Raw genomic sequence first — 24023 nt, forward strand, 5'->3', positions numbered from 1 at the left:
AAGACGCTGCCGGTGGTACTCCAGGCTGCCGGCTTAGGGCTCACCAAATAACCTGCGCTCAGACCAGTTTGGCTGCGTCACCAAAGTTGTCCGCCGGCAGGCACATCATCCGCACTACCACTAACAACCTTCCGGACCTCGGCGCGGGCATCCTTCGGCAATGTCCGGTAGGTAGCCCAGATCTTTTCCAAGGTACTGAAGGTCCGGCGATCACGATCCAGCCAGTCGGCGAAAATTTCCTGTTCCAGCGGCGAAAGCGACGTCACAGCACCGATCACCTCACCGAGGTCGACAGCTCTCCCGCGGCCACCGACCCTGCATCGCGCGCATTCGGTGACCAGCTGCACGTCTTCAGTGCCGTCAGGAAGCTTGACCTGCCTGCGCGTGATGTCCAGCTGAGCAACGGAAACTCCGTCTTCGTACACGTCGCCGGCTGCTGCACCGCACGATCGGCACTGAAAGTCATCGTCCGCCATGATCTTCGTGCGCTGCGCAGCCGACAGTCCGGACTTATCCTTCGGCTTCGCCTTGGCGCGCAACTCAGGAAGCCATACCTCAGCTCCCCGCTTCGCGAACCGCTGCTCTTCCTGCCGAAGAGACACGTCCTCACGTCTGGTGTCCAGCTGCCACCCGTAGTCCCGGAGATCACGAATCCGCCGATCGATCTGGGACACGTCGGGAAACGCTTCCCGCAAGCGGTTCTTGGTGAAGATGTTGCCCTCTCCAACCTCGGTCTCCAGCCAGAGCGCCGCCCTGACCATGCTCCCGAGCTTCGGGTCGCGCCACGATGGCAGCGTCATTGAGCCCTCCTCGTCATGCACAACGCAGTGACAACCAGCCGGGGGAGCCGACGTCTCACCGTAACGTCCCTGTCGAGCCATGTACTGGCACCCCCAGAGATCTTCCCAGCCCAGTGGACACCGATCACCCTGGATTGTCCAGCACTTCTCCGTGTCTCATGCACGCCTCACTGAAGGCGCTCGACACGCCAGAGCGGAAGATGCGGGCTAGCTTGACATCACGAACGGTGACATGATCCCCTACCAGAGTGGCGATCATGTTGCGGTCGGTCATGTTCGCCCAGCTCGTCCTACTTCCCACCCGGAGCAGGACGTTTAGTCGTGCTGCCACCAGGATCGGAGTCGTCCCATCAACAGCAGACCAGCGCGCACCAAGCTCGTCGACGCGCTTTGGCACCTACGGGCGTCTCTCAACCTGCCCACACCAACCTTGGATGCGCTGCGCCGACGCCTGGCAGCCACATGCGACGACCTGCCGTCGATCAGTCAGCTATCCCGGTCGTTCAACGGGAAGACCGTTCCGGGCGAGGAGTTCGTACGAGCACTGCACTGCGCTGCATCCGAGGAATCCGGCGACCGGAGCATTGACCTCGGGGAACTGCTTCACCTTCGAGCCCTGGCGAGCAATGAGCCATCCCCCCTCTCATCACAGACGGACCCGGCGACCGAGGACCACGCAAGCAAGACCGGCACCCGTGCAAAGTCCGACAATCCAGCTTTTGCACGAGACCGGCAGCGCTCCAATTGCGCAAGCTTGCCGACGTCGTCCTCCAGCTCGAGCTCGCCGACAGCGGCACCGGGGGCCACAGCGGACTCAGCAGCAACGTCGGCAGTCAGGATCTTCCGCAGCGGCCACCCCGAAGATGCACTCACCCTCATCCGGGAGTTCCCAGCGCTGCTCGGCCCACCAGAAAGCGCCGCATGTGTCGTGCACCTTCGGCGGCATGGCGAGCACGTGCTGGCGCGGACACTGGTACAAATATTCGGCCAGACTCGCCAACACAGCGATGTTCTTCAGTTTGCGCTGGCGTTAAATCAGTACGGCCTGTTCCCGGACTCCGGGATAGCGATGCAGGCGGCACTATGAGCAGGCATCAATCAAGTCATCAACCGGCCGAAAGGAGTCGACGATACCTCCGATTACAGGAGGCCGTGGCAGCTGGCCACTCTCAGCCAGCATCAGGTCAGTCAGCAAAACCGTACTACAAGGATGGGTGATAATGATCACAACGGTAGGGATTCTTTTCGATTTACACCTCCTAGGTGTCGTCAGGAATCGAGCCATCCACTATTCTCGCAGGTTGCGCTTTGGCGACCTGCGAAAACCGGATCCGTGAGCCGCTCCCGCAGCGCATCCGCCCGCTGTTAAGCTCCCGCTTGCATCTGCCTTGACCGGAGGATGCAAGACTGATCCCCTGCGCCGGGGAAAGTTTCAATCGACACCAAGCACCGAGCAACGGTGGACGTTGAATCCACTCAAGGCTGCAGCCACAGCTCAGCTCATGAATTACAAAGGAGGCCGCCTGATCCAAATTCATCAGCGAACCCGAACTCCTTGCGCGCTAGCCGCAGCGCAGGGACTTCCATCCGATGCATCGGCTCAACACATGCTTCATATCTGCGACCGAGCGGATACGACAGCAAGGTGCGCCGCACGTCGGGAACACCTGGAAGAGAAGGTTGCCCCACCCGCGGCCACGGGTGGGGCAGCGCAAGCCCTCATCAAAGACGCGAAGGAGAACTCGCATGTGTAACCCTACCCCGCCTACCGGCGGAAACTCGAACGATGAACCCGGAGGGTGGGCTGTTGCACTGATCAACATGATCGGGCGGTGCCTCGACTGCTCCAAGCGGCTCCGGCGCCTCCTCATCCTGCTGAGCTACCTGACGGTGCTCCTCGCCCTGGCCTGGATCGTGATGACCGTCTTCAGGACGACGCACTTCCTGTGACTCGGGGTGCGCAAGCCACGCCGGCGCACAGCTCGAGCTGCTCGTCGAGGTGATGTTGCTGGGTAGCGCCTGCCGTATGAGTGGGCGTTACCCAGCAACAACCGGCTGGTACCGCTCCGGCCGGCGAGGGCCAAGACATGGCCCTCGCCGGCCGGAAGCAACCACGCTACTGAACGGTGGAGTTAGAAGCACCAAGAAGGAACTGTCAGGGGTTTACGTCCGCCAATGCAGCATTGTGCGAGGAATCTGGAATCACCCAGGTCAGACCTTCTCGGCTGTTCCTGCTTTCCCCGGCAGGACTAACGAGGCCAGGAGAGCTACCGCCGAGATAATCGCGGCTACGACCAACGCTGTGGTGAAGCCTGCGGGGTCCGTCGCTCCGTCGGGGGTGCCCTTGGCTACCAGGCCGGAGAGGACTCCGATGCCGACTGAGGCTCCGAGGTTGAACATTGTGGCGTTCAGGCCTGGGAGGATTCCTGGCGATTCCTTCGGGGCGTAGATGACGCCCATGCCGTTGAGGGCTGTTGCTGCGCAGGCTGCGTAGGAGACTCCCATCAGGGCCACGAGGACGAACAGGAGCCAGGGGGAGTTCACCGCGAAGATCGTGCCTGCGATCAGCAGCAGGTTGCCCACTAGGCCGATTCGGAGCATGTTTCGGTAGCCGATGCGGGGGGCCAGCGACCCGGCCAAGGGGGCCAGGATCCAGCCCGCCAGGGCATACGGCATCAGGAACATCAGCGCCGTCGTCGTTCCGTCGTAGGCGAAGCCGGCGGTCGCGTTTTGGGCCAACGTCGGGTAGACGAAGGTTAGGACCGCGAAGATCGAGGCCATTGTGCAGAACGTTGTCAGGAGGAGGCCCCAGACTCCTCTGCTTCGGAGGGCTCGGAGCGGGAGGAGCGGTTCTGCTTGGTTTCGCTCTACCAGCCAGAACAGGGGGAGGAGGAGCAGGCCCACCAGCAGGCAGGTCAGGGGCCAGGTTGCGAGCCAGCCCATTGTTGGGCCGAGGGTCAGCCAGGCGTTGATGCCGAGCAGCGCCAGGCAGATCACCGCTGCTCCTCGCCAGTCCATGCGGGCGCCCGTGCGCGCTGAGTCCGGGACCCAGGCCGCGATCATCGCTACCGCGATCACCTCCAGGGCGAAGGTGAGGCCGAAGATTCCTCGGAAGCCGATCGTGTCCGTGATGACTCCGCCCAGCAGGGTGTCCACGCCGGCCACTCCGCTGTTCACCGCCGTGAGGATGCCCAGGTAGCGGCCGAACTGCGCCGTCGGGAGGATGTCTCGGAGCGTCAGGATGCCGAGGGAGATCGTGGCGCCGCAGGCTCCTTGGAGGGCTCGGCCGATCATCAGGGTCTCGACGTTCGGGGCCACCGTTGCGATCAGGCTGCCGGTGGCCATTACCGCGATCGAGCCGAACAGGACTCGGCGGCGGCCGATGATGTCGCTGTAGCGCGGCAGGACCACGCCCGCCAGGCCCGCCACGAACAGGAACACCGTGGCGCTCAGGCCGATGGTGCCCACGTCCGTGCTCAGGGACTTGGCCATGTCGTCGATGGCCGGCGACAGCATCGTCGCGTTCATCTGGAAGCTGGCCACCGCGACCAGCAGGGCCGTCAGCACCAGGGGCGGGCGCACCCGCACAGCAGCCAAGGTCACGCCATCTCCCGGGAGAGGGTGGTGCGGGTGGCCAGGAGGTTCTTGATGTAGGCGTAGAACGCCGGGGCGTCGATCTCCTCGATCACCGTCGCGTTCGGCTCCAGGCCGTGCACGCCCCAGGACATCGCCGCGTAGCCGCGGGTCAGCTCGCCGGCCGTTTCCACGTCCACGTGGTAGCGGGCGCTGCGGTTGATCAGCTCCGGGTGCAGGAGGACCGCCGCCGTCAGGGAGTCCGGGTGGGTGGTGCCGTCGATGCCGACGCTGCGGTCGAACTCCAGGGTCGCCGCGCAGACCTTGGTGAAGAAGTCGCCCAGCGGGGTTCCCAGGGCCGCGATCTCGTTCAGCTTGGGCTGGTCGAACACCGCCTGGTCGAGGGTCAGCGGGGCCCACGGGACCACCACGATCTCGAAGCCCGCCGCGAAGACCGTCTTGGCCGCTTCGGGGTCCACGTAGAAGTTGAACTCCGCCGCCGCGGTGATGTTGCCGCGGGCGTTGTTGGAACCGCCCATCACGTAGAGGGTCTTGACGTTGCCGACGAAGTCCGGGTCCTTGACCACCGCGGTCGCGATGTTGGTCAGCGGGCCGATGGCGACGATCGACAGCTCGCCGGGATTCTCCGCGGCCAGCCGGATCAGCGCGTCCACCGCGTGCTCGGTTTCCGGTTCGCAGCCGGTCAGGTCCATCGTCAGGCCGCCCGCGCCGTCGCCGTGCACGTTCTCCGCGCTCTCCCACGGGCGCACCATCGGGCGGCGGCAGCCCAGGTGGATCGGCACCTCGCCGAGGCGGCCGGCCACGTTGCAGGTCAGGTGGGCGTTGCGGACCTGGTGGTCGAAGTCGACGTTGCCCGCCACCATCGTCACGGCGCGCAGGTCGGCTCGCGGGTCGAGCAGGCCCGCGAGCAGGGCGATGCAGTCGTCCTGCGCCGTGTCGGTGTCGATCACCAGCGGGATGGTTTCGGGCATCGCATCTCCTGCACGAATATGTTCATTGATTTGTCCACTCGGTGGAACCGCACGTACTGTAAGTCGACGCAGATAACGCGTCAATCCAGGCGTACGGCTCGGCAGTGAGCACTGTCGCGCAGGACACATATGTACACTGTTGTACATCCAGGGAGGTGCCATGCGGATCGCTGTTGTGGGCAGCTACGGCACGGGCATGACGATGCGGGCGGAGCGGATTCCCGGCCGCGGCGAGACGCTGGGCGACGCCACCTTCTCGCTCGGACCGGGCGGCAAGGGCTCCAACCAGGCCATCGGCGCGGCTCGGCTCGGTGCCGACGTCTCATTCCTGACCGCGGTCGGCGATGACGTGCTCGGCGCGCAGGGCCGGGAGCTGTGGCAGCGCGAAGGTGTCGACGCCAGTGCGGTGGCCACTGTGGACGCTCCGACCATGACCGGGGTGATCCTCGTCGAGCAGGACGGGGAGAACCGGATCATCGTCGCGCCCGGCGCGCTCGACCTGCTGTCCCCGGCGCACGTCGCCGGTTTCGCCGAGGTCATCGCCGACGCCGACCTCCTGATGGTCTGCAACGAGATCCCCGCCGACACCGTCGCCGCCGCGCTGCGCACCGCCGCTGAGCACGGCACGCCGACCCTGTTCAACCCGGCTCCCGCCCGCGACCTGCCGCAGGACGTGGCGGCGCTGGTCGACGTCCTCACGCCGAACCTCACCGAGGCGCAGGTGCTGACCGGACTCGACACCACCGATCCCGGCGTTCTGCTGGACGCGCTGCGCCAGCGGTTCGCCGCGAAGATCGTGCTGACCTGCGGCACCGACGGCGCGCACGTCGACGACGGCGTCGAGCGCGCGCACATCCCGCCGGTGCTCGCCACCCGGGTCGTGGACACCACGGGCGCCGGCGATGCGTTCAACGCCGCGTTCGCTGTCGCTTGGTGCCGCGGCTGGGATCTGCGCCGCGCGGCCCGCTACGCAGCGGCGGCCGGCGCCTTCGCCGTGGCCCACCACGAGGTGGTCCCCGGCCTCCCCCGCTCCGAAGACCTCGAAGAAAGGTGATGACGTGTCCGCTTACTCGGCCGCCGAACCGGCCTCGCTCGCCCCGTTCATCCAGCACACCGCCATCGAGATCGGCCTCACCCGCGAGGACCTGATCAGGCACTGCGAGGAGGCCGTGCAGTTCGGCTTCAACGCCGCGATGGTCCCGGCCTCCTGGGTGCCGCTGGTGGCCGAGCGGTTGCGCGGCAGCGGTGTCCAGGTCGCCAGCGCGCTGGACTTCCCCACCGTCGGCTCGATGACCACGGCGGGCAAGGCCGCCGAGGCGCGCGCGATCGCCGAGGCCGGTGCCGACCAGCTCGACATGGGCGTGCAGGTGGGCTGGCTGCGCAGCGGCATGGAGCAGGAGTTCCGCGACGACATCGCTGCCGTGGTGGAGGCCGCCGGGATCCCGGTGAAGGTCATGCTCGAACTGCCGAAGTTCAACGCGGCGGAGCGGGAGCGCGCGGTGCAGCTGGCGATGGACGCCGGTGCGGCGTACCTGAAGAACGCCAGCAGCGGCGCGGTCGAGGTCGCCAACGCCGACAGCATCGCCTACCTCGTCGAACGTGCCCGCCCGGGCGTGCGGGTGAAGGCGTCTGGTGGGATCAAGACCGTCGAGCAGGCCGTGTCGCTGCTCGACGCGGGGGCTTCGCTGCTGGGCACCAGCGCGGGCATCGCGATCGTGACCGGCGGCGCGGCGGCTTCGTCGTACTGACCGCAGCGGGGGGTCGTGAGTGCGTAACAGTGTTCGAGCACTGTTACGCACTCACGACCGCCACGCACGACCGAAGGGGGCCAGGTGAGGATCTCGCGGGATGCTCCGGAACCGCTGCACGCGCAGATCGCGGCGTCCTTCCGGGAGGACATCCTCAACGGTCGCTGGCCCGCCCACTACAAGCTCCCGCCCGAGCCTGCGCTGGCCGAGCAGCTGGGCGTCAGCCGCGGGACGCTGCGCAAGGCGCTGGCCGTGCTCATCGAGGAAGGGCTGCTGGTGCAGACCCGCGGGCGCGGCACGTTCGTCACGGCGGGCGTGCTCGAGCCGCAGATCGCGCAGCGCCTGCATTCGCTGTCCGAGGACTTCCGCGCGCAGGGGTACGCGCTGGAAGTCCAGGTCGTCAGCGCTCGGCTGGAAGGGCTGCAGATGACCGTTCAGGCGCTCCTCGGCGCGCCGCCGGGGACTCCTGGGCTGCGGCTGGTGCGGGTGTTCCGCGGGCCGCAAGGGCCGCTGGCGTACCTGGTGAACTGGGTGCGGGCGGACCTGTGTCCCGGCATCGAAGACGTTGATTTCGAGCGGAATTCGCTGTTCGACGTGCTGGAGAAGTCATACCGGCTCCCGGTGGCCGAGGGGCGGCGCACGTTCAGCGCCGAGCTCGCCCGCGAGGACGTCGCTGAGGCCCTGGAGATCTCCACCGGCTCGCCGGTTCTCTACCTGGAGCAGGTGACCTACACCCGCGACGGGCAGGCCGTGGAGTACTCCGACGTCTGGATCAACAGCACCGCCGTGAAGGTCACCTCGCTGCTGACGCGCTGAGCCAGGCGAACGGTGCGAGCGGCTCGTCCAGCGGCGCGTCCACGAGCCGGTTGGCCAGGGTGGACGTGGTGTAGACGCCGATGCCGAGGACCACTTCCAGCGCGTTCTGCTTGGTGTAGCCGTGCGCCAGGAACGCTTGCAGCTCCTCGGTTTCCACCGCACCGGCGCGCTCCACGAGCTGCAGCGCGAACACGCGGATCGCTTCGAGACGCTGATCCGCCAACGGCCGCTGCTCGCGCAGCGCTTCGACGAGTTCGGGTGCCGCGTTCAGCGCGGCGAGCTTCGCGGAGTGCATCGCGACGCAGACGTGGCACTCGTTGCGCGTTGCGATCGCCATGATCACGACTTCGCGGGCGAGCGGATCCAGCGTCGTGTCGTCGAACATCGCGCTGAGCTTGAGGAATCCGTTGAGCAGGTGCGGCGATTCGGCGAGTCGCGCCACGGCCGCGGGCAGGTGGCCGAGCCGCTCGGCGGTCCCGGCCATGGCCCGGCGGGAACCTTCCGGCGCGGTTTCGGTGGTGTGGTCGGTGAACAAGGCACTCCCCTAAACTCGACAACGTGGTTGACGAAAAGGTAAACGAGGTTGTCGATTATGGCAAGCGCTGAGACCCCGGGCTTCGAGCTGCCGCTGCTGCTCTTCGCCGGCTTCCGGTCGCTGATCGACCAGCTGCACGCCGAGCTCGCCGAGCAGGGCCACCCCGACGTTCGCCCGGCGTACGGGTTCGCGATGCAGGCCATCGGCCCGGACGGCGCGACCGCCAGCGAGCTCGGGCGCAGGCTCGGCATCTCCAAGCAGGCCGCCGGGAAGACCGCCGACCGCCTGGAGAAGCTCGGCTACGTCGAACGAGCGGACGATCCGGACGACGCACGGCGGAAGCTGCTCCGGCTGACGGACCGGGGCGTGGACGCGCTGACCCGCTCTGCGGCGATCTTCGACGACCTGCGCGCGCAGTGGGCGGAGTCGTTGGGCGCGGACCGGCTGCGCGATCTGGAATCCGGACTGCGCGCGATGGTTCCGGGCAACTCCTTCCGGCTGGACGTGCCGGGCTGGTTCGGCACCTCGCCGTAACCCCTCTTCGCGGAGGTCTCGGCCCGAAAGCTTCCACATGCCGGGATGATCCGTGTCGGCTGCACCGAAAGTCCGCTTCGTGACCGGTTTTTCCGAAACTCCGGCCGAAGGCCACATAGGATCGATTTCCAGATCGAACCTTGGAGGACTGGAAATGTCGACCTACGTGCTGGTTCCGGGCGCTTGCCACGGCGGCTGGTGGTACGACCCGATCGCGGCGGAACTGCGCGCGGAGGGCCACACCGTGCACGCGGTGACCTTGACCGGGCTGGGCCCGCAGGAATCCGGGGCCGGGGTCAACCTCGACACCCACATCGACGACGTGGTCCGCCTGCTGGAATCCGAGGATCTGAACGACGTCGTGCTCTGCGGGCACAGCTACGCGGGGATGGTGATCACCGGCGTCGCCGACCGGGCACCGGAGCGGATCGCGACGCTGCTGCACGTCGACGCCTTCGCACCCGAGAACGGGGATTCGGCCTGGTCGCTGACGGACGGCTTCTGGCACGACTGGTACGCGGGAGGCGCGGGCAGGGACGGATTCGCGTTCGTGCCGCTGCCGGTTCACGAGGAGCGCGCGGTGCCGCACCCGCTGGGAACGGTCGTGCAGGAGCTCCGGCTGACCGGCGCGCACCTGCGGGTCCCGCGCCGCGAGTACGTCTACTGCGCCGGGTTCGAGAACTCCCCGTTCACGCCGACCTACGAGCGGCTGAAGGACGACCCGTCGTGGCACGTCCGCGCACTGCCGGTCGGGCACGACCTCGTCCAGGAAGCCTTCGACGACTTCCGCGAGATCCTCCTCGACGCCGCGCGCGAGACGTCACGGGCTTGAGCCGAGCGGGGCGCTTCCTCGCGCATTCCAGGAAGCACCCCGCTTGTGGACAGAAGCTGTCCTAAACGGCTCCTAGGGTCGGTTGCAGAACGATCCGAGGAGGAGACATGGCGACTTACGTGCTGGTTCCGGGCGCTTGCCACGGCGGCTGGTGGTACGACCCGATCGCGGCGGAACTGCGCGCGGAGGGCCACACCGTGCACGCGGTGACGCTGACCGGACTCGGGCCGCAGGAGTCGACCGCCGGGGTCAACCTGGACACCCACATCGACGACGTGGTGCGGCTGCTGGAGTCGGAAGACCTGCGCGAGGTCGTGCTCTGCGGGCACAGCTACGCCGGGATGGTGATCACCGGCGTCGCCGACCGGGCACCGGAGCGGATCGCGACGCTGCTGCACGTCGACGCCTTCGCGCCCGAGGACGGCGAGTCGGTCTGGTCGCTGACCGGCGGCTTCTGGCACGACTGGTACGCGGGCGGCGCGGGCGAAGACGGGTTCGCGTTCGCGCCTCTACCGGTCCTCGACGAGCGCGCCGTGCCGCACCCGCTGGCCACGATCACCCAGCAGATCCGGCTGACCGGTGCGCACCGCCGGGTTCCGCGCCGCGAGTACGTCTACTGCGCCGCGTTCGAGAACTCGCCGCTCACCGCGACCTACGAGCGCCTGAAGGACGACCCGTCGTGGCACGTCCGCTCGCTGCCGATCGGGCACAACATCGTCCACGAAGCCTTCGACGACTTCCGCAAGATCCTCCTCGACGCCGCCGCGTGACCCCAGCGGTGAAGGGCGCCTTTTAGCGAGTTGCTCGCCTGAAAGCGCCCTTCACCTCGAAAAGTTCACCTGGTGGGGACCTTGTGGGCGGCTTTTCGGGCGGCTTTGGCGATCTTCTTGTCGGGGTGGTGGTCGCCGATCAGGGTCAGCACCTCTTGCGCGTGGGGGTGGTCCAGGCGCCAGATCTGGTCGAAGAGCGCCGCTTCTTGGCCTGCGGGGACCGAATCCGCCAGCAGCGCGGCCAGGTCGTCCTGGTCATCGGCGGCTCCCGCCGACAGCAGATCCGCGAGCAGCCATGCCGCGTCGGCAGGTGTCGGCTCGACGTCCGGTGCACCCGATTCCTGCAGCGCCGACTTCGCGTACGGCGCCAGGGCCGGGTCGTCCAGCGCCTGCCGCCACTGCTGCTCCGCGCCTTCGACGGACTTCGCGAGGGTCATCGCGATCACCCGGTGTTCCACGTCGCCGGACGCGGCCGAGGCGATCAGCTCGTCGACCGCTTCGGCGGGAGTGCGGGACTGGAGCCAGGCTTCCCGCTCGGCCGCCAGTTCGGCGTCGCCCGCGGCGACGGCGAACTCCACCAGATCGCCGGCGGTCATCTCCTCGGCCGACGGCAGGATCGGCACTTCGACGCCGTCTTCGGTCAGCGCGCCGGCGAGCGCGTACTGGCCGAGCGGGGTGAGCCGGGCGATCTCGTCGTCGACCTGCGCCGCGCCCAGGTCGACCAGGATCGCGAGCAGCCGGTCCGCCAGGTCGCCGCTGGTCTCGACCCAGCGCTCCCACTCCTCCGGCTCGACCTCGACGACATCGGCGACCATCCTCCGCAGCGCCCAGGCGGGAATGCCCTCGTGGCGGGTCATGAACAGCATCACCAGGGCGAAGGCCCCGTCATCGGCCAGCTCGGGATCGACGTCCTCGCCCTGGAAGGCGTCCTCGCTGATCAGCCCCAACACATCGGACCAGACGTCCAGCACGTCCTCATCGCTGCCGCTCGGCCACTCGTCGAGCGCGGGGCCCGGCGCGGCGGCGGTGGCGGGATCGATGAACTCCGCATCGACCGCCAGGTCCCACCGGCGGGCCAGGTCCGGGACATCGGCCAGCCCCTCGACCGTTTCCGGCACCGGCAGACCGAGCGCCTCGGCAGCTGCGGTCACCTCGGCGGCCGTCCAGTCCTCAGCCCCGCGCGAGTGCTCGACGGCGCGCGAGGCCAGAGACCGCAGGCAGTCGAGCAACCTGCTCTGCCGCGCGGCCGCCGCCAGTTCTTCCTCCGACGGCAACCGCAGCGGCGGAAGCCGGTCCGGCAGCCCGAGCATCTCCTTGAAGCTCAGCGGCTCCTCATCGAAGCCGTCCGTCGCATCGCCGTTGTCGCCTTGCCGCGGCTGCTCCCGCTTCTCGGCCTCCGTGCCGAGCTCGGACAGCAGGCCCTCGACCACCTCGCGCTCCATGGCCGGAGCGTACTAACGGCACCGAGGAGCGCCACGGCTGCCCGACCCGAACTGTGCGCCATGCACTGCTAGCTCGTTCCCACTGTGCACTTCATCCACTGACGACGGGTTGACCAGGGCTTACGGTGTCCGCCAACCGCCCCTCCGAGCCAACCCGAGGAGCTCGCCATGGCTTCGTCCGTCGGGGTCGACGACTACGCGCTGACCAGAGTGCCCGACCACGCCCGCTACTCCTGGTGGTCGGTGGCCGTGCAGCGGTTCGGTCAGGTCTCGGCGCTGAGCCAGTTCCTGCTAGGCGCCACGCTCGGCTTCGGCATGAGCTTCTGGGACGCCTTCCTCGCGCTGACCCTCGGCGCCGTGATCCTGGAAGTCGTGGCGATCTTCGTCGGGATCATGGGCGCTCGCGAGGGCCTGTCCACCTCGATGCTGGCGCGCTGGACGGGCTTCGGCCGCGCCGGTTCGGCGCTGATCGGGCTGGCCATCGCGATCAGCCTGATCGGCTGGTTCGGCATCCAGTCCGCGGTGTCGGCCAAGGGACTGGTCTCGCTGGTCGGTGGCCTGCCCGAGTGGGGCTGGGCGCTGGTGTTCGGCCTGCTGGTCACCGCGATCGTGCTGCGCGGGTTCCGCTCGATGGCCTGGGTCGCCTACGTGTCGGTGCCCGCCTTCCTGGTGCTCGTCGGCTGGTCGATCGGGGTGGAGCTCACGCAGCACGACCTCGGCGCGCTGATGGCCTCCGCCCCGCCCGGCCCGCAGCTGTCGCTGCTGGAGGGGACCACGCTGGTCGCGGGCGGGTTCATCACCGGCGCGGTGATCACGCCCGACATGACCCGCTTCAACCGCACCGTCGGCGACGTGGTCAAGCAGACGCTGGTCGGCATCACCCTCGGCGAGTACGTGATCGGCCTGGCCGGGGTGCTGCTCGCGCACGCCGTGCGCTCCGCCGACATCACCACGATCGTCACCTCGTCGGTCGGCTGGGTCGGCATCCTGGTCATCGTCGCGGGCACCCTGAAGATCAACGACTGGAACCTGTACTCCTCCGGGCTGGGCCTGGTGAACTTCGTCGGCACGGTGTTCGGCAAGAAGCTCAACCGCGGCATCGCGACGGCGGTGTTCGGCCTCATCGGCAGCGTGCTGGCCGCGGTCGGCATCCTCGACCAGTTCACCGGTTTCCTGACCGTGCTCGGGGTGGCGTTCCCGCCGATCGGCGGGATCATGGTCGCCGAGTACTTCATCGTGCGCCGCTGGCGCGGGGAGCTCGAAGCATCGCGGGCGCGCGGCGAGATCCCCGCTTCCTCCCCGAACTGGGTGCCCGCGACGCTGGTCGTCTGGCTGGTCGCCGCGCTGGTCGGCGGACTCGTGGAGTTCGGCCTGCCGAGCATCAACTCGCTGGTCCTCGCGTTCGTGCTCTACGTCGTCGCCGGGAAGCTCGGCCTCGTCCGCGGCGTCGGCAGGACAAGCACAACATCTGCCCTCGCGACGACGAAGACCAGCACATGACCACCCGTGCGGAAGACGAATCTCCAGGAACACGGCCAAGATCTTCCACCCTGATCGCGAACCGCAGCCGCGAAGCACACCTGGCACCGCAAGGGAGCCACCGCACGCGCCGCAGGCGCATAGCCCACCCGAGCAACCGGCACCGCCGCGGGTTCTCAGACTGCACCCACCCGAACTGGGCTCTTGGCGAGGCCAGTCCCGTTCGCCGTGTATTGGTCATACATAAGAACGGGATCCCGCAGCTAGACGGCGTCTGAGGTTCCGCCACCGGCACCGCTAAGCAAAACGAGCATGGAAAACCGACGAAGGAGTTCCGACTTGCGCATCGGCATTGACGTCGGCGGCACCAACACCGACGCCGTCCTGCTGGACGGCACCGAGGTGCTCGCCGCCGTGAAGATGAGCACCACCACCGATGTCACCTCCGGGATCGTCGCGGCCATCGACGGTCTCCAGCGGCAGCACGCGTTCGACCCCGCTGGGGTGCGCGCGGTGATGATCGGCACCACGCACTTCATCAACGCCCTCATCGAGGCCCGCAGGCTCGCCCCCACCGCCGCGGTGCGGCTCAGCCTGCCCGCCGGTGCGTCGCTGCCGCCGATGGTGGACTGGCCGCAGCGACTGGTCGAGGCCGTGTCCGGGCGCAGCTACCTGTGCCACGGCGGGCACGAGTTCGACGGACGGCACATCGCCGAGCTGGACGAGGCCGAGCTGCGCAAGGCCATCGACGACATGGGCCGCAACGGGGTGCGCAGCGTCGCGATCACCTCGGTTTTCTCCCCGGTCAACCACGACTTCGAGCAGCGCGCCGCGGAGCTGATCGCCGCCGAGCTGCCGGACGTGGCGATCTCGCTGTCCCACGAGATCGGCCGGATCGGCCTGCTGGAGCGGGAGAACGCCACGGTCATCAACGCCGCGCTGCGGGAGCTGGCGGCCAACATCGTGGACGGCCTGGCCACCTCGGTGGCCGGTGCGGGCATCACCGCGCCGCTGTACCTGAGCCAGAACGACGGCACCCTGATGGACGTCGACTTCGCCCGCCGCTACCCGGTGGCGACGTTCGCCTCCGGCCCGACCAACTCGATGCGCGGGGCGGCCGTGCTGTCCGGCCTGGACACCTGCGCGGTGATCGACGTCGGCGGCACCACCAGCGATGTGGGCGTGCTCAACCAGGGCTTCCCGCGCGAAGCGACCACCGCGGTCAGCGTCGCCGGGATCCGCACCAACTTCCGGATGCCGGACGTGCTGTCGATCGGCATCGGCGGCGGCAGCCTGGTGCGCGACGGGGCCGTCGGCCCGGAGTCGGTGGGCTACCAGCTGACCTCGAAGGCCCTGGTGTTCGGCGGCGACACGCTGACCGCCACGGACATCGCGGTGGCCGCCGGGCGCGCCGAGATCGGCGATCCCGAGCTGGTCAAGCACCTCGACAAGGACCTGGTCCGGGCCGCGCTGGAGCGCATCGCCGCGGACAACGCCGACGCCGTCGAGCGGATGCGGACCTCCGCCGAGCCGCTGCCGGTGGTCGCCGTCGGCGGCGGTTCGGTGCTGCTGCCGGACGAGCTGGGCGAGGCGGGCGAGGTGCACCGGCCGGAGAACTACGCGGTGGCCAACGCCATCGGGGCGGCGATCGCGCAGATCGGCGGCGAGGTGGACCGGGTGTACGCGATCGAGCCGGGCCGCCGCGATTCGGTGGTCGACGAGGCCAAGCAGGAAGCGGTCGACCGGGCGGTGGCCGCGGGCGCGAGCCCGTCCACCGTGGACATCGTGGACTTCGACGAGGTGCCCATCCCGTACCTGCCGGGCAACGCGACCCGGATCCGGGTGAAGGCCGTCGGCGACCTGCAGCTGGAGGCGTGAGCATGCGCGAGATCGCACTGTCCGACCTGGACGACATCGCCCGCGGCGCGGCCATCCTGGGCACCGGCGGTGGCGGCGACCCGCACATCGGCCGGCTGCTGGCCAGCGCCTCGCTGCGCGAGCACGGCCCGGTTTCCCTGACACCGCTGGAAGAAGTGCCGCCGGACGCCGCGGTGCTGCCGGTGGCGATGATGGGCGCGCCGACCGTGATGGTCGAGAAGCTGCCGTCGATCGAGCAGATCGGCCTGGCCGCCCGCACCCTCGCCGACTACCTCGGCCAGGAGCTCACGCACATCGCGTGCGCCGAGGCGGGCGGGGTCAACTCGCTGATCCCGGTGGCCGCCGCAGCGCAGCTGGGCCTGCCGCTGATCGACGGGGACGGCATGGGACGCGCGTTCCCCGAGATCCAGATGGTGCTGCCCACGCTGTACGGCATCAAGGCCACGCCGATGGCCATCGCCGACGAGAAGGGCAACCGCGGTGTGCTGGACACCGTGGACAACCACTGGGCGGAGCGGCTCGCCCGCAGCGTCACCATCGACATGGGCTGCTCGGCGATGATCAGCAGCTTCGCGATGACCGGCGGGCAGGCTCGCGAGTCCCTGGTCCCGGGCACCCTGACGCTGTGCGCGGAGCTGGGCCGGCTGGTGCGCACCGCGCAGGCCGAGCACCGCGACCCGGTGGACGCCGTCGTCGACCGGCTGAGCGGGCGCCGGCTGTTCACCGGCAAGGTCGTCGACGTCTCGCGGCGCACCGTGTCCGGTTTCGCCCGCGGCGACGCGCGGCTGGTCGGCATGGACGGCGACAGCGGCACCGAGCTGGTGCTGCGGTTCCAGAACGAGCACCTCGTCGCCGAGCGCGACGGCACCGTGCTGGCCTCGGTGCCGGACCTGATCTGCACCCTGGACCGGGAATCCGGCGAGGCCATCACCACCGAGGCGATGCGCTTCGGCCAGCGGATCGCGATCATCGCGGCGCCCGCCGATCCGCGCTGGCACACCCCGGCCGGGCTGGAGCTGGCCGGGCCGCGCTACTTCGGCTACGACATCGACCCGGTGGGGGTCCGGCAGTGAGCTGGCAGCTGACCGAGGAGTACCTGACCGACCTGGCCCGCGGCGCGGCCGTGCTGGGCACCGGGGGCGGCGGCGACCCGTACGTGGGCCGGTTGCTGGTGCAGCAGGCGATCCGCGAGTCCGGGCCGATCACCGTGCTCGATCCGTCCGAAGTGGACGACGACGCGCTGGTGATCCCGACGGCGCAGATGGGTGCGCCCACGGTGGTGCACGAGAAGATCCCGAGCGGCGAGGAGCCGGTGACCGCTTTGCGCGCGCTGGAGTCCCACCTCGGGGCCAAGGCGACGGCGACGATGCCGATCGAGTGCGGCGGGATCAACTCGATGATCCCGCTGGTGGTGGCGGCCCGCACCGGCCTGCCGGTGGTGGACGCCGACGGCATGGGCCGCGCGTTCCCGGAACTGCAGATGGAGACCTTCGGGGTCTACGGCGTGACCGGGTCGCCGATGGCGGTGGCCGGTGAGCGCGGCGAAACGGCGGTGATCGACGCGGGCGCCGACAACGTCCGGATGGAGTGGCTGGCGCGCGGCGTCACCATCCGCCTGGGCGGGGTCGCGCACATCGCCGAGTACTCGATGAGCGGGGCGGACGTGAAGCGCACCGCCGTCCCGCGCACCCTCACGCTGGCGCACACCGTCGGCAAGGCCATCCGCGAGGCCCGCGAGCGCAACGCCGATCCGGTCGCGCACCTCGGCGAGGTGCTGAAGGGCACCTTGTACGGGCACCTGCGGGTGCTGTTCCGCGGCAAGGTCTCGGACGTCGAGCGGCGCACCGAGGCCGGGTTCGCGCGCGGGCGCGCGGCGGCGGTGTCCTTCGACGGCGAGCACGAGCTCGAGCTGGAGTTCCAGAACGAGAACCTGGTGGCGCTGGTCGACGGCGAGGTGCGGTGCGTGGTCCCGGACCTGGTGTGCGTGCTGGACGCCGAGCAGGCGGAGCCGATCACCACCGAATCCCTGCGCTACGGCCAGCGGATCACGGTCATCGGCATCTCCACGCCGGATCTGATGCGCACCCCGGAAGCCCTGGCGGTCTTCGGCCCGGCGGCCTTCGGCCTCCCGCACGACTTCCGCCCGGTCGAAGAGCTCGTCGCCCCCTGACCCTCGCGGGTGGCGATGGCCATGCACCATCGCCACCCGCGAGCAACGAACTCGCCCTTGACTCGGACTGGCGGCCGAGACACTCTGACTGAACCCGAATTGTCTTCATGTTTTAGACGTGGAGGAGCGGTTCATGACGGGCTTTCCACCTGACTTCACCTGGGGCGTGGCCGCAGCGGCCTACCAGGTCGAGGGCGCTGCGAGCGAGGACGGGCGCACCCCGTCGATCTGGGACACCTTCGCCCGCGCGGCGGGCACCACGGCGGACGGTTCCAACGGGGACGTCGCGTGCGACCACTACCACCGGTTCGCCGAGGACGTGGCGCTGATGGCCGACCTCGGAATCGACTCCTACCGGCTGTCGGTGTCCTGGTCGAGGGTCGTCCCCGACGCCTCCGGAAAGCCGAACGCGGCCGGGCTGGACTTCTACGACCGGCTGCTGGACTCCTTGGCTGGCAACGGGATCAGCCCGGCGGTCAACCTCTTCCACTGGGATCTGCCGCAGTGGTTGCAGGACGCGGGCGGCTGGCGGGAACGGGACACCGTCGAGCGATTCGCCGAGTACGCGCAGATCGTCGCCGCGCGGCTGGGCGACCGGGTCGGCACCTGGTCCACGATCAACGAGATGTTCGAGCACTTCGCGCTCGGGCACGTGACCGGCGAGCACGCGCCGGGGCTGACCCTGCCGCTGGACGAGGCCGCCGGGGTCGTGCACCACCTGCTGCTGGCCGGCGGCCGCGCCGCGCAGGTGCTCCACGGTCGGCTGATGGGCATCACCAGCTACGCACCGGCACGCCCGCACACCGGCTCGGACGCCGACCGCGACGCGGCCGCGCTCTACGACGTCCTGCAGAACCGGCTGTTCACCGATCCGGTGCTGCTCGGCCGGTATCCCGCGGAGGTCGAAGCGCTCGTCGAACCGTTCGTCGCGGAGGGCGACCTGGCGGTCATCCACACGCCGCCGGACCTGTGGGGCGTCAACTACTACTCGATCAACTCCGTCCGGGCCGCCGAGGGCCCGGTGCCCCTCGAAGTCCTCGCGCCGCAGGGATATCCGCGCACCGCGTTCGGCTGGGCCGTCGCCCCGGAGGGGCTCACCGAGGTCTTGACGACGCTGCACGAGCGCTACGCCGAGCACCTCCCACCGCTGGTGATCACCGAGAACGGTTGCGCCTACGACGACACCGTCGACGCCGAAGGCAGGTGCGACGACCTGGAACGCGTCGTGTACCTGGACGAGCACCTGGCAGCGGTGCGCGCGGCGATGAACGCCGGGGTGGACGTGCGCGGGTACTACGTGTGGTCGCTGCTGGACAACTTCGAGTGGGCGGAGGGCTACACCAAGCGGTTCGGGCTGGTGCACGTCGACTACGCGACCCAGCGGCGCACCCCGAAGACGTCGTTCGGCTGGTACCGCGACCGGATCGCCGCATCGCGATGACCGCGGACGGCCTCGGCGAACCGACCGAACGGGTGCCGATCCGCTGGGTGCTGGCGTTCTCGCTGGCCACGGTCGGCACCTTCGTCGGCTGGTACGGGCCGCTGCAGATCCTGCTCGCGAAGCAGGCCGACGCGTTCGCGCCGGGGAGCAAGGAAGCCGTGCTCGCGTTCGCCGCCGGGATCGGCGCGCTGTTCTCGATGTTGGCCAACCCGGTCTGGGGCGCGCTCTCGGACCGCACCGCTTCCCGCTTCGGCCGGAGGATTCCGTGGGTCGTGGTGGGCACGCTCGGCGGAGTCGCCGGGCTGCTGCTGATGGCCGCGGCGCAGGGCGTAGTGGGCATGATCGCCGGGTGGTGCCTGGTGCAGACCGCGCTCAACGCGCCGTTCGCCGCGCTGTCGGCCGCCATCCCGGACCAGGTGCCGCTGCGGCACCGCGGCACCGCGGGCGGGTACTTCGGCGTCGCGCAGACGATCGGGATCATGGCCGGTACCGGTCTCGCGGTCGCGGGCGGCGGGATCGTCGGCGGATACCTCGCGTGCGCGGTGTTCGTCCTGCTCGCGCCGGTGCCGTACGTGCTGCTGCGGCGGGACCGGGTGCTACCGGCGGAGCTGCGCCCGCCGTGGGACCGGCGCGCGTTCTTCGCCGGGTTCCGGCTCGACCCGACCCGCCACCGCGACTTCGCGTGGGCCTGGCTGACCCGCTTCCTGATCAACCTCAGCAACTCGATCACGTTGCTGTACCTGCTGTTCTACCTGAAGGACGCGGTGCGCCTGCCCGATCCGGACGGGGGCGTGCTGGTCCTGACCGCGATCAACGCGGTGACCGTGCTGGTCTCGGTGATGGTCGCCGGGATCTGGTCGGACCGGGTGGCCAACCGACGCGCCTTCGTGGCCTGGTCCGGCGCGATCATGGCCGTCGCCGGTCTCCTGCTCGCGGGCTGGCAGACCTGGACGGGCGCGGTCGTCGCGGCGCTGGTCCTCGGCATCGGGTTCGGCACGTACACCTCCGTCGACTTCGCGCTGATCACCCAGGTGCTCCCGGCCGCGCTGGACCGCGGCAAGGACCTCGGGCTGATCAACATCGCGAACGCGCTCCCCCAGGTGCTGGCACCGGCCGTCGCCGCGCCGATCGTCGCCCACCTCGGCGGATACCCGGTGCTCTACACCACCGCCTCGGTCATCGCGATCGCCGGCGCGGTGCTGGTCTACCGGGTCAGGACCGTTCGCTGAGGCCGTTTGCGCCGGGTTTGCGCTGATGGGGCAGGCTGTGGGCGTGCAGATCGGCCTTGCGGACGTGCCCGCGCTGGAGCGGGGCGTCTCGCTGCTCGGGTCCGGTGGTGGCGGCGACACCGTCACCGCCACCGCGCTGCTGCTCAGCCGTCTCGCCGCCGGCCACCGGACCGCGCTCACCCCGGTCGGCGAGCTGTCCGGCGATGCCCGGGTGGTGCCGATCGGGGTGATCGGGGCGACCGCGGTGTTCGCCGAGAAGCTGCCCAGCGGCGCGGAGTTCCGGGCCGCCCTCGCCGCGATCGAGCGGTGGACCGGTCACCGCGCCGACGCGCTGGTCTCGATCGAGGTCGGCGGGCTCAACGGGGTCGTGCCGCTGGTCGTGGGCGGTCAGCTGGGACTTCCGGTGGTGGACGCGGATCTCTCCGGGCGCGGCGTGCCCCGGCTCGACCAGCTCTCCGTCGCCGCCGCGGGCAAGGGCCTGACACCTGTCGTGCTGGCCGAGCCGGGCGGGCAGGTGCTCGTCCTCGCCGAGGGGACCTCGATCGAGGTGGAGCGGACCGCGCGCGCCTTCCTCGCCGGTTCCGGAGGCTGGGCGGTCCTCGCCCTGGCCCCGATCCCCGCTTCCGAGCTGCCGAAATGCGCCATCCCGGGCACCATGGGCGCCGCGCTCTCCCTTGGCAGGCAAGCGCTCTCGGCGGATGCCGAGGAGCTCGCGGCGGCCACCGGTGGCCGGGTGCTCGGGCTCGGCCGGGTGGTGGAGGTGTCGCGGCGGCCGGGTCCCGGCGAGCACGGCCGGACCGGGTTCGCCCGCGGCAGCGCGACGGTGCGGGACCACCGGAGCCAGTCGCTGCTCCGGCTGGAGATGGAGAACGAGTACCTGTTCGCGATGCGCGACGGCGAACCGGTGGCGTCCACGCCGGACGTCCTCGCGGTGCTCGACCACCGCACCGGCGTGCCGATCCTCTGCGACGTCATCCGCCGGGGCGTCGAGGTCACCGTCCTGCAGCTGCCCGCCGCCGGGTTCTGGACCGATCCGCGCCGCCTCCAGGTGCTGGCGCCGCGCGCCTACGGCATCGACTGCGACCCCGTCCTGCTGGAGGTGCGGCGATGACCATCAGCGTCCACCGCCTGCTCGCGGTGCCGGACTGGCGCGAGTCGGTCCAGGTCCTGGCCGGTGACGTGGACCGGCTCGTGCGCCTGGCCCGGCCCATGGCGCACGACCGCTCCATCGAACCCGGCGAGCTCGTGGTGGTGGTCCAGCCGATCCCCGCCACCGACTGGCGCGTCGACGCGCTGCTCCGCCGCATCGCCGACGCGGGCGGTGCGGGGTTGCTGCTGCCGGAGGGAGGCTTGCTGGAAACCACCCGCTTGCTCGCCGAGCGGTTGAACGTCCCGCTGCTGACCTCGACAGCGCCTCCGCTGGATCTGCTGATCTCGGCCCGGATGCTGCTCGCCGCGCCGGTGCTCGACCGCGCGGACCTGGTGCTGGCCGTACACGATGCGCTCGGCTCGCGCGTCCGGCCGCCCGAGGAGGTCGTCACGACCTTGCGCGACCTGCTGGACGCACCAGTCGCCCTGCTCGACGACAGCGGCGCGCTGATCACCGGAGAGCTCCCCCACGCGACCGAAGTCCGCGTGCACGAACCGGTTCCGCAGCGCACCCGGCTCGGCGAAGGCATCCTCCTGGCGCACCCGGTGCTCCTCCTGGACACGACGCGCCCGGCGCTGTGGCTGGCCACCGAGCTGGCCGACCGCAGCGCGGCCCGCGCCGACGTCGTGCCGCCGGCGCTGTCGGTCGCCGCCGCCGCGGTGCAGCGCTGGCTGCTCACCAACCGGATCGAGCTGGAGCGCGACGCCCGGTCCCGGGCCGCGCTGCTCGCCGATCTCCTCCGCCTGGACGACGAGCCGACCGCCGATCTGCGCCGACGCGCGGCCGACGCGGGCTGGAGCCTCGGCGGCTGGCACATCGGCATCCGGATCGGCACGCAGTCCGCTGTGGACACCGTGGCGCGCAGCCGGGAGGTCGAGCGGGTGCTGCGCGCCGAAGGAGTCGGTGCCGTGGTGGTCGAGCACGGCGACGGCTGGACCGGCTGGGCGACCTCCGAGCAGGAACCCACGGCCGACCGCGTGCGGTCGCTGGCCGCGCAGCTGCGCGCCGCCACCCGCGAACTCCGGCGAACCCTGGACGTGCACGTGGGAGTCGGCCGCCCGCACCCGCAGGCGGAAGGACTGGCGACCACGATCGCCGAAGCCACCGACGCCGCGCGGATGGCCCGGACCCGCCCCGAATCGGGCCGCTTCCTGCACGTCGACCAGCTCGGCATGGCCCAGCTGCTGCTGGAGTGGACCCGCACGGACACCTTCGAACCCGCGGCCCGCACGCTCATCGCACCGCTGCGCGGCCAGCCCGGCGACCTGGTCCGCACCCTCGCCGCGTACCTGGACGCGGAGTCGTCCATCGCGGAGACCGCCGCAGTCCTCGGCGTGCACCGCAACACGGTCGCCGCTCGCATCGAGCGGATCGAACGGCTCCTCGCGGTCGACCTCGGCCACCGCGACGAACGCCTCGCGCTGCACCTCGCCTGCCGCGCGGTCACCCTCGCCGAGGGCGGGGACCCCTCGTGATCACCCGGACGCGCGGGCCGTGGAAACTACCCGCGGAAAGCCGTTCAACCGGACGAGGATGCTTATGACGACCGCAAGCAGTGTCCGCGCCGACGCGGTGCTGGCCGTGCTCCGACCGGACGTGCGCGAGCTGACCGCGAACGTCGACGCCGCCGTGCTCCGCCCTGCCGACCTGACCGCCCTGGACCGGGCCGACCGGGCCCGGATCGCGCTGCGCGTCGCGCTGGTGAACGACCAACCGGACGACGAACTGGCGGCGGAGCTCGACGCGCTGGCGGGCGAGGGATCCGCCGAGATCGTCCGGGACACCGAGCGCTGGGCCGAGCTGCCCGAGGCACAGCAGGCGCTGCTCGCGCACTGCGAGCAGGTCGCGCTGGACCCGGCCGACGTGAGCGTCGCCGAGATCGGCGAGCTGCGGGCGCAGGGCTTCAGCACGGCGCAGGTCGTGGCGGCGGCCCAGGTGGTGGCGGCCACCAGCTTCCGGATCCGGCTGCTGCGCGGGCTGCGGCTGGTCGAGGAGTCCGACGCCGGGCCGTGCGCGGAACCGGCGAACACCATCGCCGTCGGATCGACCGCGGACGGCTGCGAGCTGCCGACGCCCGGCGAGGCGTTCCCGCAGATGCGCTGGGTGCCGTGGGTGGAGGCGGATTCCTTCGACGTGGCGCTGCAGCACGACCCGGAAGCCCTGGAGGCGTGCAGCAAGCTCTACAACGCGATCATGACCGACCCGGGTGAGCTGGCCGCCGCCGAGCGGGAGCTGGCCGCGCTCGCCGCATCCCTGCGCACCGGGTGCGCGCTGTCCTCCGGTGTCCACGGCCGTCGCCAGGTCGAGCTGTCCGACGACCTGGTGACCTCGGTGGCCCTGGCGGAGGCTGGCCCGGCAGCGGTGCCCGACCAGCGCCAGCGCGCCATCGTCGACGCGGCCGCCGCGCTCGCCCCCACGCCGACGGCGCTGACCGCCGAGCACATCGGCCGCCTGCGCGCGGTCGGCCTGAGCGTGGAAGGCATCCGCGACCTGATCGCGGTGGCGGCGATGACGGCCTGGACCAACCGCCTGGCGATGACCCTCGGCAACGCCACCACCCGCGAAGCCGACTGGTGATCACCGGACCTGCCGCCTGACCTCGGCGACGGACGTCGACACGCCCGTCGCCGAGGG

At 70.0% G+C, this 24023-nt stretch carries 21 protein-coding genes; 16 read left to right on the forward strand and 5 right to left on the reverse strand.

All coding sequences use genetic code 11. From position 1 onward, the window contains the following. Window positions 1-77: 77 nt before the first annotated feature. A complete protein-coding gene (locus ATL45_RS09430; protein ID WP_093155881.1) occupies window positions 78-800 on the reverse strand; it encodes a KpnI family restriction enzyme N-terminal domain-containing protein in 723 nt (240 codons plus the stop codon). 1821 nt (window positions 801-2621) lie between these two features. Here ATL45_RS09430 and ATL45_RS39970 point away from each other — a divergent pair. Continuing rightward, window positions 2622-2750: a hypothetical protein gene (locus ATL45_RS39970; RefSeq protein WP_256258502.1), complete on the forward strand. Its 129-nt coding sequence runs from the start codon at window positions 2622-2624 to the stop codon at window positions 2748-2750. 261 nt (window positions 2751-3011) lie between these two features. Here the strand turns inward: ATL45_RS39970 and ATL45_RS09435 are convergent, their stop codons facing one another. Both ATL45_RS09435 and ATL45_RS09440 read right to left on the reverse strand, forming a co-directional pair. Further along, window positions 3012-4403 (reverse strand): MFS transporter, encoded by a 1392-nt coding sequence (locus ATL45_RS09435; RefSeq protein WP_093155883.1) that lies wholly within the window; start codon window positions 4401-4403, stop codon window positions 3012-3014. Then, complete coding sequence (locus tag ATL45_RS09440; protein WP_093155884.1) at window positions 4400-5365, reverse strand: nucleoside hydrolase; 966 nt, start codon at window positions 5363-5365, stop codon at window positions 4400-4402. Before ATL45_RS09440 ends, ATL45_RS09435 begins: the two co-directional genes overlap by 4 nt. A gap of 160 nt (window positions 5366-5525) precedes the next feature. Here ATL45_RS09440 and ATL45_RS09445 point away from each other — a divergent pair, with 160 nt between their 5' ends. The 3 genes from ATL45_RS09445 to ATL45_RS09455 all read left to right on the forward strand — a co-directional run bounded on the left by ATL45_RS09445 (window position 5526) and on the right by ATL45_RS09455 (window position 7929). After that, window positions 5526-6419, forward strand: coding sequence for a ribokinase (locus ATL45_RS09445; protein ID WP_093155886.1), 894 nt, complete (start codon window positions 5526-5528; stop codon window positions 6417-6419). Window positions 6420-6423: 4 nt separating this feature from the next. Beyond that, window positions 6424-7113, forward strand: a complete 690-nt coding sequence (gene deoC, locus ATL45_RS09450) for a deoxyribose-phosphate aldolase (RefSeq protein ID WP_093155887.1) — start codon at window positions 6424-6426, stop codon at window positions 7111-7113. Window positions 7114-7197: 84 nt separating this feature from the next. After that, window positions 7198-7929: a GntR family transcriptional regulator gene (locus tag ATL45_RS09455; protein WP_093155889.1), complete on the forward strand. Its 732-nt coding sequence runs from the start codon at window positions 7198-7200 to the stop codon at window positions 7927-7929. On the opposite strand, the gene ATL45_RS09460 is transcribed toward ATL45_RS09455, so the two are convergent. After that, the gene (locus ATL45_RS09460) at window positions 7907-8464 is read right to left on the reverse strand and encodes a carboxymuconolactone decarboxylase family protein (RefSeq protein WP_211841206.1); all 558 of its coding nucleotides are present in this window, start codon (window positions 8462-8464) and stop codon (window positions 7907-7909) included. The two genes, ATL45_RS09455 and ATL45_RS09460, sit on opposite strands and share 23 nt — an antisense overlap. A 57-nt stretch (window positions 8465-8521) precedes the next feature. Between ATL45_RS09460 and ATL45_RS09465 the strand changes: the two genes are divergently transcribed. The 3 genes from ATL45_RS09465 to ATL45_RS09475 all read left to right on the forward strand — a co-directional run bounded on the left by ATL45_RS09465 (window position 8522) and on the right by ATL45_RS09475 (window position 10600). After that, window positions 8522-8998 (forward strand): MarR family winged helix-turn-helix transcriptional regulator, encoded by a 477-nt coding sequence (locus tag ATL45_RS09465; RefSeq protein ID WP_093155890.1) that lies wholly within the window; start codon window positions 8522-8524, stop codon window positions 8996-8998. Window positions 8999-9152: 154 nt separating this feature from the next. Further along, a complete protein-coding gene (locus ATL45_RS09470; RefSeq protein ID WP_093155892.1) occupies window positions 9153-9830 on the forward strand; it encodes an alpha/beta fold hydrolase in 678 nt (225 codons plus the stop codon). Between the two features lie 107 nt (window positions 9831-9937). Beyond that, window positions 9938-10600 (forward strand): alpha/beta fold hydrolase, encoded by a 663-nt coding sequence (locus ATL45_RS09475; protein ID WP_093155893.1) that lies wholly within the window; start codon window positions 9938-9940, stop codon window positions 10598-10600. A 65-nt stretch (window positions 10601-10665) separates the two neighbouring features. Here ATL45_RS09475 and ATL45_RS09480 read toward each other — a convergent pair whose 3' ends face one another. Further along, on the reverse strand, window positions 10666-12042 hold the full coding sequence (locus ATL45_RS09480) for a hypothetical protein (RefSeq protein WP_093155895.1): 1377 nt from the start codon (window positions 12040-12042) through the stop codon (window positions 10666-10668). A 168-nt stretch (window positions 12043-12210) separates the two neighbouring features. Here ATL45_RS09480 and ATL45_RS09485 point away from each other — a divergent pair, with 168 nt between their 5' ends. From ATL45_RS09485 to ATL45_RS09525, 9 genes are all read left to right on the forward strand, one after another. Further along, window positions 12211-13542 (forward strand): purine-cytosine permease family protein, encoded by a 1332-nt coding sequence (locus tag ATL45_RS09485; RefSeq protein WP_093155896.1) that lies wholly within the window; start codon window positions 12211-12213, stop codon window positions 13540-13542. 318 nt (window positions 13543-13860) lie between these two features. Then, complete coding sequence (locus ATL45_RS09490; RefSeq protein ID WP_093155898.1) at window positions 13861-15399, forward strand: hydantoinase/oxoprolinase N-terminal domain-containing protein; 1539 nt, start codon at window positions 13861-13863, stop codon at window positions 15397-15399. Between the two features lie 2 nt (window positions 15400-15401). Further along, window positions 15402-16472 (forward strand): S-methyl thiohydantoin desulfurase family protein, encoded by a 1071-nt coding sequence (locus ATL45_RS09495; protein ID WP_177242024.1) that lies wholly within the window; start codon window positions 15402-15404, stop codon window positions 16470-16472. Then, window positions 16469-17569 (forward strand): S-methyl thiohydantoin desulfurase family protein, encoded by a 1101-nt coding sequence (locus ATL45_RS09500; RefSeq protein ID WP_093155901.1) that lies wholly within the window; start codon window positions 16469-16471, stop codon window positions 17567-17569. The genes ATL45_RS09495 and ATL45_RS09500 overlap by 4 nt, the downstream gene beginning before the upstream one ends. Window positions 17570-17702: 133 nt before the next feature. After that, the gene (locus tag ATL45_RS09505) at window positions 17703-19010 is read left to right on the forward strand and encodes a GH1 family beta-glucosidase (protein WP_093156027.1); all 1308 of its coding nucleotides are present in this window, start codon (window positions 17703-17705) and stop codon (window positions 19008-19010) included. After that, on the forward strand, window positions 19007-20239 hold the full coding sequence (locus ATL45_RS09510; protein ID WP_093155902.1) for an MFS transporter: 1233 nt from the start codon (window positions 19007-19009) through the stop codon (window positions 20237-20239). Before ATL45_RS09505 ends, ATL45_RS09510 begins: the two co-directional genes overlap by 4 nt. 43 nt (window positions 20240-20282) lie before the next feature. Continuing rightward, window positions 20283-21350 carry an S-methyl thiohydantoin desulfurase family protein gene (locus ATL45_RS09515; protein ID WP_177242025.1) on the forward strand — a complete coding sequence of 356 codons (1068 nt, stop codon included), beginning with the start codon at window positions 20283-20285 and terminating at the stop codon, window positions 21348-21350. Then, window positions 21347-22864 carry a PucR family transcriptional regulator gene (locus tag ATL45_RS09520; protein ID WP_093155904.1) on the forward strand — a complete coding sequence of 506 codons (1518 nt, stop codon included), beginning with the start codon at window positions 21347-21349 and terminating at the stop codon, window positions 22862-22864. Before ATL45_RS09515 ends, ATL45_RS09520 begins: the two co-directional genes overlap by 4 nt. 64 nt (window positions 22865-22928) lie before the next feature. Next, window positions 22929-23966: a peroxidase-related enzyme gene (locus ATL45_RS09525; RefSeq protein ID WP_093155905.1), complete on the forward strand. Its 1038-nt coding sequence runs from the start codon at window positions 22929-22931 to the stop codon at window positions 23964-23966. Window positions 23967-24023 lie beyond the last annotated feature (57 nt).

The sequence above is a fragment of the Saccharopolyspora antimicrobica genome (genome assembly GCF_003635025.1).
In the GTDB taxonomy this organism is placed as follows: Bacteria; Actinomycetota; Actinomycetes; order Mycobacteriales; family Pseudonocardiaceae; genus Saccharopolyspora; species Saccharopolyspora antimicrobica.

Excerpts from the sequence above, each read along its gene's own strand:
- ATL45_RS09485 (WP_093155896.1), top strand. The coding sequence starts at position 12,211 with ATGGCTTCGTCCGTCGGGGTCGACGACTACGCGCTGACCAGAGTGCCC.
- ATL45_RS09475 (WP_093155893.1), top strand. The coding sequence starts at position 9,938 with ATGGCGACTTACGTGCTGGTTCCGGGCGCTTGCCACGGCGGCTGGTGG.
- ATL45_RS09525 (WP_093155905.1), top strand. The coding sequence starts at position 22,929 with ATGACGACCGCAAGCAGTGTCCGCGCCGACGCGGTGCTGGCCGTGCTC.
- ATL45_RS09510 (WP_093155902.1), top strand. The coding sequence starts at position 19,007 with ATGACCGCGGACGGCCTCGGCGAACCGACCGAACGGGTGCCGATCCGC.
- ATL45_RS09495 (WP_177242024.1), top strand. The coding sequence starts at position 15,402 with ATGCGCGAGATCGCACTGTCCGACCTGGACGACATCGCCCGCGGCGCG.
- ATL45_RS09470 (WP_093155892.1), top strand. The coding sequence starts at position 9,153 with ATGTCGACCTACGTGCTGGTTCCGGGCGCTTGCCACGGCGGCTGGTGG.
- ATL45_RS09505 (WP_093156027.1), top strand. The coding sequence starts at position 17,703 with ATGACGGGCTTTCCACCTGACTTCACCTGGGGCGTGGCCGCAGCGGCC.
- ATL45_RS09440 (WP_093155884.1), bottom strand. The coding sequence starts at position 5,365 with ATGCCCGAAACCATCCCGCTGGTGATCGACACCGACACGGCGCAGGAC.
- ATL45_RS09465 (WP_093155890.1), top strand. The coding sequence starts at position 8,522 with ATGGCAAGCGCTGAGACCCCGGGCTTCGAGCTGCCGCTGCTGCTCTTC.
- ATL45_RS09480 (WP_093155895.1), bottom strand. The coding sequence starts at position 12,042 with ATGGAGCGCGAGGTGGTCGAGGGCCTGCTGTCCGAGCTCGGCACGGAG.
- ATL45_RS09430 (WP_093155881.1), bottom strand. The coding sequence starts at position 800 with ATGACGCTGCCATCGTGGCGCGACCCGAAGCTCGGGAGCATGGTCAGG.
- ATL45_RS09520 (WP_093155904.1), top strand. The coding sequence starts at position 21,347 with ATGACCATCAGCGTCCACCGCCTGCTCGCGGTGCCGGACTGGCGCGAG.
- ATL45_RS09445 (WP_093155886.1), top strand. The coding sequence starts at position 5,526 with ATGCGGATCGCTGTTGTGGGCAGCTACGGCACGGGCATGACGATGCGG.
- ATL45_RS39970 (WP_256258502.1), top strand. The coding sequence starts at position 2,622 with ATGATCGGGCGGTGCCTCGACTGCTCCAAGCGGCTCCGGCGCCTCCTC.